This window comes from Shewanella sp. S23-S33 (assembly GCF_043359565.1).
In the GTDB taxonomy this organism is placed as follows: domain Bacteria; phylum Pseudomonadota; class Gammaproteobacteria; order Enterobacterales; family Shewanellaceae; genus Shewanella; species Shewanella oncorhynchi.
On the sequence record NZ_JBHFFD010000034.1, the window covers coordinates 1 to 11,267 of the forward strand.

Consider the following 11,267-nt stretch of genomic DNA (forward strand, 5'->3'; position numbering starts at 1 on the left):
CGTCCATGGGGCGGACGGTCGTCTCGCAAATTACCATGGCTCACCTTTTTGGCACTAGTGTAACCTGTCTGTATGAAGGAGATACCCAGCACGCTTTTGGACATTTTTGAGTTAAAGCCTTAACTCGAACTCGTCAGTTTCGGATTAAAATTTCTATGGATAACGCCTCGCTAGAAGGCGAACGAAGCGAGTCCTAGTGAAGGCCACGCTTTTTGTGGTCGTAACGAATTTCAGCGGTTTGTTATGCATTTCAGTAGTGCTCGCACTTTCCAAAAAATACCGTCGCATTCATTAAAAATACAAAAGGCTTTTCAGGGCCTGATTCAAACTCTTCGATAGTGAGCGCATAAACACTCGATCCAGCTCCAGCACCTTGATCTACTCTCATAGTTGCGACCACTTTATAGGCATTCTCAGATGAACCGAAATCTATAACTTGAGGTTCTGTTACATATGAATTTTTAAGTGCACCGGCCATCACACCGCTAGCTCTATCCACTGAGAAGTCCCTTCCTACGTAGTTATCTACATAGAATTGGTGTGAACTCCCGTTATCACCAGATGCAGAAGATACCCTTTCAACGACACACTTATAATCACGCCCCGCAGCTGTAGCGGCAACAGTCCAGCAGGAAAATACAAAACAGAAGAAAAGACTGACTATTCTATGCTTCATTGAAAACTCCTTTTCCTGCATAACGTCTTAGTATTTATGCGCTGCGCTGTTTGCAGGGCATAAATCGCTTGTTGGACTTGGCCGCTGCCACATCCATGTAAATGGGTATAAATGATGCTATAGGAATTTGCTTTTTTGCGGTAGCGGTTTTTTATACAGTTTAATGGGTAATCACTTGATATCGTTTTAGCTTTCTCATTTTTAGCACTTATTTTTTGCTGATGAATCACTATCTAACGACTCAAAACTCCAAGGAATACACCTCCCCTCGGAGTTGCCGCAGGGCGAATAGAGCTCTTGATTTAATAAAGAGTGCGTGAGTCTCGCCATGGATGGCGAGCTAGCTTTCGCAGGTGCAGGGACGCATCCTTCGGAAGCGATAGCAAATTTGTCAATGAGCACAAGGGGCTTTCAACTCCGTTGGGGGCGTCTTGGAGCATCCAAGGAGGATAGGACGAGCAGTCCTCCTTGGTCGACTCTTAATTAAACATCAGGGGGTGAAGCCCCACGACTTTGATTGTGATTAAAGAATTCAAACGAAGTTTGTAATGGTAGAGATCACTATTTCACCGCCGATAGATCGATAAATGCTGCGGTATACATTTTTAGGTTCAGCATGAATTGCTTGTGGGTGATGAACTCTTTTTCGGTATGGCCTGTGTATTACACGCCCAGCATGGCTGGTGCCAAAACTTAAAGCAATGGGGAGTAATTTACTGTTCGTTGAACCGCCAATTGCAATGGGTTTAGGGTCGACTAAGCCAAGAAAACGTGCCTGAGACGCGGTAATATCCTCGCCCAGTTTGCCATCATTTTTTGCTTAAAAGCCTGAAACAAAACATTTGTTACAAACTAAACACAAAATCGATGGAACCCCTAGTCCGATACATGTTAAACAGTCACATTAAGCTTAATTTAATGGTTTTAGCCGCTCGTAGACTTCAAATTTTTCCTGAAATCCAAGGCCATCATCATGCAAACATCCATAACAATATCGACCTAACGGGGAACAAATAATGAAGGGACTAACCCTTAAAGCGCAAGCCCGCACGCTAAGTGCCATCGCTTTAGCCTTAACTTTGGGCGCCTGTAGCACACAACAACCCGATGCCAGTGTTCAAGCAAGTGCGGCGCCAAATGCAGTGTCAGCACAAATTATCAGCCAAAATGCGACTAATCCATTCTTTAAACCCTATGATACTTTTATGGAAATTCCGGCCTTCGATAAAATCAAGCCTGAGCATTTCCTCCCCGCATTTAAAGCGGGAATAGCCCAACAACACGAACAAATTCAAGCAATTGTTGATAATAAAGCAAAACCCACCTTCGCCAATACGATTGAAGCCATGGAGTTTTCTGGCGATCTAGTGACGCGCGTTTCTAACGTCTTCTTTAACCTGACGGGCGCGGATACGAATGAAGCATTGCAAGCACTCTCGAAAGAAGTGTCGCCTATGTTATCGTCCGCCGAAGACGATATTTTGCTTAATGACAAACTGTTTCAAAAAGTTAAAGCTGTCCACGACGCAAAAGACAACCTGAAGCTCAGCACAGCCCAAGCCAAATTGCTGGAAGATACCTATAAATCTTTCACCCGTGGCGGCGCGAACTTAAGCGAGCCAGATAAAACCAAACTGCGCGCGCTGAACGAAGAAATTGGCAAACTCAATTTAACCTTCGGTGACAATCTATTAGCCGAAACCAATGCCTTCGAATTAGTGGTTGATAGTAAAGCCGATCTCGCGGGTTTACCCGCAGATGTGATTGCCACTGCCTTTGAAACCGCCAAAAAACGTGGCCATGAAGGCAAGTGGGTATTTACCACGTCTCGCCCTTCTATTACGCCTTTTTTGACCTATGCCGATAATCGCCAGTTACGTGAAAAACTCTACAAAGGCTATATCGAGCGCGGTAACAACAATAACGCCAACGATAACAAGATTATCCTCGCGAAGATTGCCGCCCTGCGTGCCGAACGTGCTCAACTGATGGGCTATAAAACCCATGCGGATTTCGTGTTAGAAGAACGCACAGCTAAAACACCAGAAAACGTCTACGGTTTACTCAATAAAGTATGGCCAGCGGCATTGGCCCAAGCCAAAAACGAAGTGGCTGATATGCAAGCCATGATTAACGCTCAAGGTGGCAATTTTAAGCTGCAAGCGTGGGACTGGGATTACTACGCCGACAAGATCCGTGTCGCTAAGTACAGCTTTAACGAGCAACAAACCCGCCCGTATTTCTCCCTCGACAGTACATTAAAAGGCGTGTTCTACACGGCTAACCGTTTGTACGGTTTGACCTTTAAAGAACGTACCGACTTGCCCAAATACAATGCAGAAGTCCGTACTTGGGAAGTTTACGATAAAGACGGCAAACTGATGGCCATCTTTATGGGTGACTATTTCACCCGTGACAGTAAACGTGGCGGCGCTTGGATGAACTCCTTCCGCAAGCAATACAATATGAATGGCGTTGATTCTAAACCTATTATTGTCAACGTATTAAACTACCCTCGCCCAGCGGGTAATGAGCCAGCGCTGCTGACCTTCGATGAAGCCAGCACACTATTCCACGAATTTGGCCACGCACTACACGGCATGTTATCGAACGTCGAATATCGCTCACAGGGCGGCACCGCCGTACCTCGCGATTACGTTGAGTTCCCATCGCAAGTGAATGAAAACTGGATGACTCAACCAGAAGTGTTAGCCCAATTTGCCAAGCACTACAAAACCGGCGAAGTGATCCCGCAAGAACTAGTGAAGAAAATCCAAGCGGCCAGCAAGTTCAACCAAGGTTTTTCTACCGTTGAATACATGTCGGCCACTAAACTCGATTTAGATTGGCACACACTGACCGACACAACGCCAAAGGATGCGGCCAAGTTTGAGGCGGACTCGTTAGCGGCAATGGGACTGATTGAGGAAATTAGCCCACGCTATCGCAGCACTTACTTCTCGCATATTTTCGCAGGCGGTTATTCAGCAGGCTACTACAGCTACCTCTGGTCGGATATTTTAGGTGCGGATGCTTTCGAAGCCTTTAAAGAAAACGGCATTTTCGACAAGGCCACTGCGGACTCCTTCCGTAACAATATCCTTTCGAAAGGCGGCAGCGATGATCCTATGCTGATGTATAAAAATTTCCGCGGTAAAGAAGCCGGTATAGAGCCGCTACTACGTAGCCGCGGATTACTGGCCGAGTAACATAACATCATCCATCTAAATTGAAGTTTGAAATATCACCAACAGGGAGCTAACACTCCCTGTTTTTATTTTACTGATACCAAATAGGGAAATGGCGAGAAAGGTCAAGATGACAGAGTGCAGCTTGGCAGGTAACATCTTGGGAAAAAGATGTTACGGAACTTACGCCTAAACTTTTTAAACGCGGATTCGTAAAGGTTGGTACGTTTCCGCTTCACATGTTAACCCACTATGATTCACCGCTTACGCGGCATTAAATTTTCAATAGAGTTATATGATGAATATTGAGATGGTAGAAAAAGCAGATCATCTTAGTCTGCTCAATATTTGGGAAGCATCGGTGAGAGCAACCCATGACTTTTTAGCAGAAGAAGATCTACAGGAATTAAAGCCGTTGATCCTCGAACAATATTTTGACGCCGTTCACTTAAAGTGCGCTAAAAATGACAATGGAGAAATACTCGGATTCTGCGGGATACATGATGGCAATATTGAAATGCTGTTCATCTCACCTGACGCGCGCGGAAAAGGTATTGGTTCCATGCTAGCGACACATGCCATTAAAGAACTGGGAGCCACAAAGGTTGATGTTAATGAGCAGAATCAGCAAGCAATAGGTTTTTACCAGCATATTGGTTTTTCAGTAACGGGTCGCTCACCCGTTGATGGACAGGGTAAACCTTATCCGCTGTTGCATATGGCGTTATATTCCATTGAGGGATTGTAGATGTATCCTGATTCAATCGATGAGAATAGGGTTGGAGAGTATCCGGCGGAAACAAAATCAGGCGGCGGTTATTTCTATGATCAAGTACTAGAATATCGTGTTTGGTGCCGCCCTTGGCAAGGTGCTCCAGATGAATTTGATGGTGAAATCTACTATTACGCATTTCATACTTATAATGAGGCTCTTGAATTTTCGAATGAAACTGACGGGTCTGAAGCGCCTTTAGTACTTGTTAAACAGCTTGAATGGATTGATGAACCAGAAGCAGGAAAATACATTCATAAAACAGGTGAACGCCTAACTGAATGGAGGGTTGAGTGGCTATTAGAGAGTCAACGTAAGGAGGACACTATTGCTAACTTTATAAGTGACAATCAAACATAACAATTTAATCAATAAAAAATAGTTTAAGACTGTCTTTCGACAACATTCCAACAAACTATTTTGGAACTGTGATTAGGAGCGTTACCTGCAGATTTCCTTATCCTCTAAACCTCCAGTCTTGAAACAAAAAATGGTTAATAAATCCGCCCCAACATCAATAAAAAAAGGCTTGTTAGGTTTCCCTAACAAGCCTTTATCTTATTACAATTAATCGACTAAACCGCGGCGCTTTAACAGTGCCTCTGTTGTCGGTTTTTTACCAGTAAAGTGAATATAACCTTGCATGAGATCTTCACTGTTACCTTTAGATAAGACTTCCTTACGGAATTTGTCACCATTATCGGCTTTCAATCCACCATGCTCGCCCATATAGGCAAAGGCATCGGCGGCAAACACTTCGGTCCACAAATACGCATAATATCCAGCTGAATAACCGCCAGAGAAGGCATGGCTAAAGTAGCTCGATTTATAACGCGGGGGAATTGGCGTAAAATCAAGACCATGTTTAGCTAATACTTGGTGCTCAAACTTCTCTACATCGCTAATTTGAGTATCGGCGCTGATAGAGTGCCATTCCATATCTAACAAGGCCGCTGACAGGTACTCAACGGTATCAAAACCTTGGCCAAACTTATTTGCCGCTAAGATTTTATCGAGCAGCGCCTTAGGAATTGGCTCACCCGTTTTATAGTGTTTGGCATAGTTAGCAATCACAGCAGGATCGATATTCCAATCTTCGTTAACCTGTGATGGGAACTCAACAAAGTCACGTGCGGTTGATGTGCCAGCCACGCTTGGGTATTTCACCTGCGAGAATAAACCGTGTATCGCATGGCCAAATTCATGGAACAGAGTGGTCACTTCATCGAAGGTCATTAGCGTTGGGCCATCGGCTGGCTTAGGAATATTAAGCGCGTTATAGACAACGGGCTTAGTGCCGAGCAGACCGCTTTGGGTGACGAACTCATCCATCCACGCGCCGCCGCCTTTGCCTTCACGGGCATACGGGTCTAGATAGAATAAGCCAATAGAACTGTTATCTTTATCAAAGACTTCAAAGGCTAAAACATCGGAATGCCACACGGGTAAATCAGTACGCGGTTTTAAGCTGATGCCATACAATTTATGCATAGCGAAAAACAGCCCGTCTTTCAGCACAGTATTAAACTCGAAATAAGGCTTGATACTGCTTTCATCGAGGGAGTATTTCTCTTTACGCACTTTGTCGGCGTAGTAAGCCCAATCCCAAGGTTGCAGTTCAAAATCACCGCCCGCCTTTTTGATTTCAGCTTGAATATCAGCCGCTTCCACTTTGGCGCGAGCTAAAGCTTTTGGCGCTAAATCATCGAGGATTTCATACACAGCGGCTGGTGTTTTCGCCATTTGATCGGCAACCGCATAGGATGCCCAAGTATCGAACCCCAGTAAATTGGCTTTTTTAGCCCGTATTTGCGCCATTTTGACAATCAATGGACCATTGATTGCGACGGCTCTGTGCGCCGAGGTTTCCCATACTTTTTGGCGCAGTTCACGGTTGCTCAGGCTAGAAAGCACAGGTTGACGTGTCGTGTTGACTAACGTAATCAAATAGCCTTCTTTACCAGCAGCTTTAGCAGCCGCAGCTAAAGTAGCAATTTCGCTGTCGGATAAACCGGCTAACAGGGCTTTATCAGTCACAACAATCACATCATCTTTAAATGATTTTAAGCTGTTTTGTGAAAAGTCCGTCGCTAAGGTTGCAAGTTCAGCGTTAAAGTCGCGCATCTTAGCTTTATCTTCGGCCGACAATTTCGCGCCAGCGCGAACAAACTGCTCATAGTAATATTCAACTAAACGCTGATCTTCCGCATTTAGGCTGCTCTTTTGCTGGTATACGGCTTCAACACGGGCAAATAAAGTCGGATCGAGATAAATATTATCTCGGTGGGCAGATAGCTTAGGTGCAAGATCCGCTTCGGTTTTCTGGAAATCATCATCAGAAATCAGACCTGCGAGATTAAAGAAGGTACGCGATACGCGCGTTAATAATTCACCCGAGGTTTCCATGGCGAGAATGGTATTGTCAAAACTAGCCGCTTGTTTGTTATTCACAATCGCAGCGATTTCTGCATCGTGAGCTTTAATGCCCTGCTCGAAGGCGGGAGCATAATCTGCGGACTGAATAAGATTAAATTGCGGCGCTTGATCTTGCAGTGGACTCTTGCTCAGCAGCACATTAGTTGCTTGCGCTTTAGCAGCAGTTTGAGTCGCAACGGCATTTTTGGCTTCATTGGTGCTTACAGCAGGCTTGTCTGAACAAGCGCCAAGTAACAATGCCGCAGCTACGGCTGTGGTAATAACGGACTTACGCATATTAACTCCCTTGGATGTTGCTGCCCTTTCGATTGTATTTTTAAGGTGAAAGGTGCGCGCAAATGGATTTTGGCTTTCGGTTTACAACAGTCTGTTTTAACGAACTTGTGTAGCTTCGTACGTCAATTTCGATGAACTACCTTAACAAGTTACGCGCATTTCAGCCAAGTTTTACCCGCCCAGAGCACAGCTAATTTGTATCACTTTATGTGTATTACCCGTCTAAATAAGCCTATGCCAACGCTACGCTAAACCTAACTCGCCTCAATCAAGCCAAGAGACATGCGAGCATAAGTGATCAACATTGGCTAAAATTTGATGTAAAAGAATTATTTAAAACAATTCTACTGAAGTTTTAAGTCAAATATCCCCGACATAGACAAGGGGCTGAGCAAATAAAATGCCATTCCAATAACAAATATTAATTCTTCTTAATAAACTGTTTACTGTAATTATTTAAACATAGGTGTAACAAATAAACAGGCTGAACGGCTCACTATTTAGGCAGGCAAACCTTGAGTCACAATTTGAAACAGCTTTTATCCGATTAATGTCACATTCAGATCATCAAATGTCTTTATAATTCCCGCTCGTTAACTTAGCGGCAAATTAACCTAACAGTTAAATTACGCTGAATTAACGAGATGATGGGTATGTTCTTTTACGGAACATGCATTGGGGTCAAATAAATATAAATAGAGATAACTATGTTAAATAAGAAAATACTCGCAGTGATGATCACTGCCGCCCTTGGTGTAAGCGCCTGTAATTCTGATGACGACAAAGTCGTTCAAGCCGATTTACGGGTACTCGAAACCACAGATCTGCACACAAATATCATGGATTTCAACTACTACAGTGGCAAAAATGACCCAACTATCGGTCTAGCCCGTACTGCAAGCTTAATCCACGCTGCACGCAACGAAGCCAAAAACAGCGTACTCGTCGACAACGGCGATCTACTACAAGGCAGCCCAATGGGCGATTACATGGCTAAAGTTGGCCTGCAAATGGGTGATATTCATCCAGCCTATAAAGCCATGAACCTATTAGATTATGAAGTCGGTAATATCGGTAACCATGAATTTAACTATGGTTTAGATTTCTTAAATAAATCCATTAGTGGTGCAGATTTCCCTTATATCAACTCAAACGTTTATTGCGCCGACGATAATGGTTGCTGGAATGAGGTTAAAAAAGGTGAGCATTTATTCACCCCTTATATCATCAAACAAAAAAACATCATCGACAGTGAAGGCAATAATCAAACCATTAACATTGGTTATATTGGTTTTGTGCCACCGCAAATTCTATTGTGGGATAAACAAAATCTGACGGGTAAAGTGACGGTCGAAGATATTATTGAAACCGCGAAAAAATATGTCCCCGAAATGAAAGCCAAAGGGGCCGATATCATTATCGCCATTCCTCACTCTGGCATTGGTTCAACGGAAAATCCTGGCGATCCTATGGCTGAAAATGCCACTTACGCTTTGACTTATGTTGATGGTATCAATGCGATTCTATTCGGCCACAGCCACTCTATCTTCCCTGATGCTAAGTATGCCGACTTACCCAATACCGACGTCACTAAGGGCCTACTGAACGGCGTCCCAGCAGTGATGCCAGGTCGTTGGGGTGATAACTTAGGGGTTGTTGACTTTAAACTTGAACGTAGAAATGGTAAATGGCATGTCCTTAGTGCCAAAACGCAAGCTCGCCCCATATATAATGGTGCAACTAAGGAAGAGTTAGTTAGCCAAGATCCCGCAATTAAAGATGCAGTCGCAGCCGAGCACCAAGGCACCCTCGCCTTTGTGGATGAACCTATCGGCGTTGCCGCAGCCGACATGTACAGCTTCCTTACCTTAGTGCAGGACGACCCTACGGTACAAATCGTTTCCGATGCGCAGATCGCTAACGTGAAAGCGAAATTACCTGCAGCATTAAAAGGTCTGCCAGTGCTGTCAGCCTCTGCACCCTTTAAAGCGGGCGGTCGCCACGGTACAACCAGTGATGCCGATCAATTTGTGCAAGTTGATAAAGGCCCACTGACCTTTAAAAACGCCGCCGATCTGTACCTGTATCCCAATACTATGGTGGCAGTCAAAGCGACGGGCGCCGAATTGAAAGATTGGCTCGAGTGCTCAGCAAACCAGTTCAATCAAATCGACCTAGCAAAAACCACACCACAAGGTTTAATCAACTGGGATGGTCATCCAACCTATAACTTCGACGTACTCGATGGCTTAACCTATAAAATTGATGTGACCCAACCGAGCAAGTTTGACCGCGATTGCGCCGTCGTTAATGCCAACGCAAACCGTATCGTTGATTTAAGCTATAAAGACGAAAACGGCAAAGTCATCACAGGTGAAGAATTTGCCGCGAAAGAGTTTATCGTTACCTCAAATAACTACCGCGCCTTTGGGGGTAAGTTTGCTGGTACGGGTAGCGACCATGTGGTACTTGAACTGCCCGATACTAACCGTGAAGCGCTAGCTGCTTATATCACAGCGCAATCTGAGTACAACGAAACCACAGGTAAGTACGAAGCTATGGTCAATCCAAGTGCCGATTACAACTGGGATTTCAAAACCATCACTACCAACGTCACATTAGACATTCGCTTCGAAACCCAAGACAGTGACAAAGCCGCTGCCTTTATCGAAGCCAATAAACAACGTGAAATGAAGAAGATCGGTAAGGATGAACTGGGTTTCGCCGTTTATAGCATCAACCTAACCAAATAAGCGTTCAATCCCGAAATATCATGCTCAAAAAGGCTCCTCGTGAGCCTTTTTTATTCCCTACAGATTAAATTAACGCTAATCTGCGATCTATAAACGGCGTGTCGCCATTTAGTTCATCATGCTCCACACTAAAGGTTAAACCTGCTTTGTGTCGCCAAATATCTGCCTTATTATTTAGCGGCGTCCTCGCAACAACAGAGAAAGCTTATGAAATATCAATCAATCTTATGTGCCACGGCATTAGTGCTGGGGACTGTGCAGCCAGCAACGGCCAATGTTCATCTCAATCTGCCTAAAAATGCTGAAGTGTTAACGGTCAATGGCAAGCCAGCCGTAAAGAGTGGCGATCTCGTTTTAGCCGATGGGACCAATCAGATTGCCTTCCGTTATGCCGCGCAATATCGACAACAAGCTGACTCAGTGCATTATCTCTCCGACGTGCTCATCGTCCGTTTTGATGCGTCAGCACAAACACTCACGCTGACACTTCCCGCCATCAACTCAGCCAGAGATGCAAAGAAATTTGATGAGTCACCTAAGCTGACACTATTAAATGCTCAAGATGAAGCAGTGGGTTTTACCAGTGATAAATTGATTAAGAATGGCATTCAACTGGGACGGGATTTCGAACACGAGATACTGCAGTACAACCTTAGCAATCATCCGGCTTCATTAAATCTCACTATGAATACCGCAACAACGCAAGCAAGCGACGCCATTGCACCAGTATTGGCAAGCCAGCCGCAAATACACCAAACATCAGCAGCCACAGCGAACAATGATAAGGCTCAGCAAATCACTCCAGCGACGACACCTAGCCAAGCTGAAATCAGTCAAATGCTGGATTACTGGTACAAACAAGCTAACGACAATACCAAAGCCAGCTTCAAAGCTAAAATCAACAAAGAGTGACCCATAAAGCACGCAAGCGTTGAAGAGAGTATTTGTCCTCTAACCATCAACATTGCTTCAGCTATCTATTTCAGACCGCCAGCTTAGTGTCACTATGAACTGGCGGCTCTATTACAGTTCTTAGAATTAGAACTTAGTAAAACTTAAGCTCATTAAGAAAGCGTTCAGTAAACCCATTACCACTTCACAGCTTAATGTAATTTAAGCCTATCAATGTCCTAACCAATAAAGCCCTTTCAAAAATACTAAAACGT

At 44.3% G+C, this 11,267-nt stretch carries 7 protein-coding genes and 1 pseudogene; 5 read left to right on the forward strand and 3 right to left on the reverse strand.

Annotation, left to right across the window (positions count from 1 at the left end; all coding sequences use genetic code 11):
• Positions 1-250: 250 nt before the first annotated feature.
• Both ACHA99_RS09660 and ACHA99_RS09665 read right to left on the reverse strand, forming a co-directional pair.
• Positions 251-676: a hypothetical protein gene (locus ACHA99_RS09660; protein ID WP_131526074.1), complete on the reverse strand. Its 426-nt coding sequence runs from the start codon at positions 674-676 to the stop codon at positions 251-253.
• Positions 677-1,237: 561 nt separating this feature from the next.
• A pseudogene (locus ACHA99_RS09665) lies at positions 1,238-1,451 on the reverse strand (hypothetical protein); the annotation flags it as partial.
• 241 nt (positions 1,452-1,692) lie between these two features.
• On the opposite strand from ACHA99_RS09665, the gene ACHA99_RS09670 reads away from it, so the two are divergent.
• The 3 genes from ACHA99_RS09670 to ACHA99_RS09680 all read left to right on the forward strand — a co-directional run bounded on the left by ACHA99_RS09670 (position 1,693) and on the right by ACHA99_RS09680 (position 4,996).
• Positions 1,693-3,885 (forward strand): M3 family metallopeptidase, encoded by a 2,193-nt coding sequence (locus ACHA99_RS09670; protein ID WP_393942426.1) that lies wholly within the window; start codon positions 1,693-1,695, stop codon positions 3,883-3,885.
• Between the two features lie 277 nt (positions 3,886-4,162).
• Positions 4,163-4,612 carry an acetyltransferase gene (locus ACHA99_RS09675; RefSeq protein ID WP_393942436.1) on the forward strand — a complete coding sequence of 150 codons (450 nt, stop codon included), beginning with the start codon at positions 4,163-4,165 and terminating at the stop codon, positions 4,610-4,612.
• The gene (locus tag ACHA99_RS09680) at positions 4,613-4,996 is read left to right on the forward strand and encodes a GCN5 family acetyltransferase (RefSeq protein ID WP_393942428.1); all 384 of its coding nucleotides are present in this window, start codon (positions 4,613-4,615) and stop codon (positions 4,994-4,996) included. It abuts the gene before it with no gap.
• 207 nt (positions 4,997-5,203) lie between these two features.
• Here the strand turns inward: ACHA99_RS09680 and ACHA99_RS09685 are convergent, their stop codons facing one another.
• On the reverse strand, positions 5,204-7,348 hold the full coding sequence (locus tag ACHA99_RS09685; RefSeq protein ID WP_393942430.1) for a M3 family metallopeptidase: 2,145 nt from the start codon (positions 7,346-7,348) through the stop codon (positions 5,204-5,206).
• A gap of 707 nt (positions 7,349-8,055) precedes the next feature.
• Here ACHA99_RS09685 and ACHA99_RS09690 point away from each other — a divergent pair.
• Positions 8,056-10,101 (forward strand): bifunctional 2',3'-cyclic-nucleotide 2'-phosphodiesterase/3'-nucleotidase, encoded by a 2,046-nt coding sequence (locus tag ACHA99_RS09690; protein ID WP_393942432.1) that lies wholly within the window; start codon positions 8,056-8,058, stop codon positions 10,099-10,101.
• Between the two features lie 207 nt (positions 10,102-10,308).
• Positions 10,309-11,013: a DUF2057 domain-containing protein gene (locus ACHA99_RS09695; RefSeq protein ID WP_393942434.1), complete on the forward strand. Its 705-nt coding sequence runs from the start codon at positions 10,309-10,311 to the stop codon at positions 11,011-11,013.
• The last annotated feature ends 254 nt before the right edge of the window (positions 11,014-11,267 follow it).

Coding starts and splice junctions, on each gene's coding strand:
- ACHA99_RS09670 (WP_393942426.1), top strand. CDS start 1,693: ATGAAGGGACTAACCCTTAAAGCGCAAGCCCGCACGCTAAGTGCCATC.
- ACHA99_RS09685 (WP_393942430.1), bottom strand. CDS start 7,348: ATGCGTAAGTCCGTTATTACCACAGCCGTAGCTGCGGCATTGTTACTT.
- ACHA99_RS09660 (WP_131526074.1), bottom strand. CDS start 676: ATGAAGCATAGAATAGTCAGTCTTTTCTTCTGTTTTGTATTTTCCTGC.
- ACHA99_RS09690 (WP_393942432.1), top strand. CDS start 8,056: ATGTTAAATAAGAAAATACTCGCAGTGATGATCACTGCCGCCCTTGGT.
- ACHA99_RS09695 (WP_393942434.1), top strand. CDS start 10,309: ATGAAATATCAATCAATCTTATGTGCCACGGCATTAGTGCTGGGGACT.
- ACHA99_RS09680 (WP_393942428.1), top strand. CDS start 4,613: ATGTATCCTGATTCAATCGATGAGAATAGGGTTGGAGAGTATCCGGCG.
- ACHA99_RS09675 (WP_393942436.1), top strand. CDS start 4,163: ATGAATATTGAGATGGTAGAAAAAGCAGATCATCTTAGTCTGCTCAAT.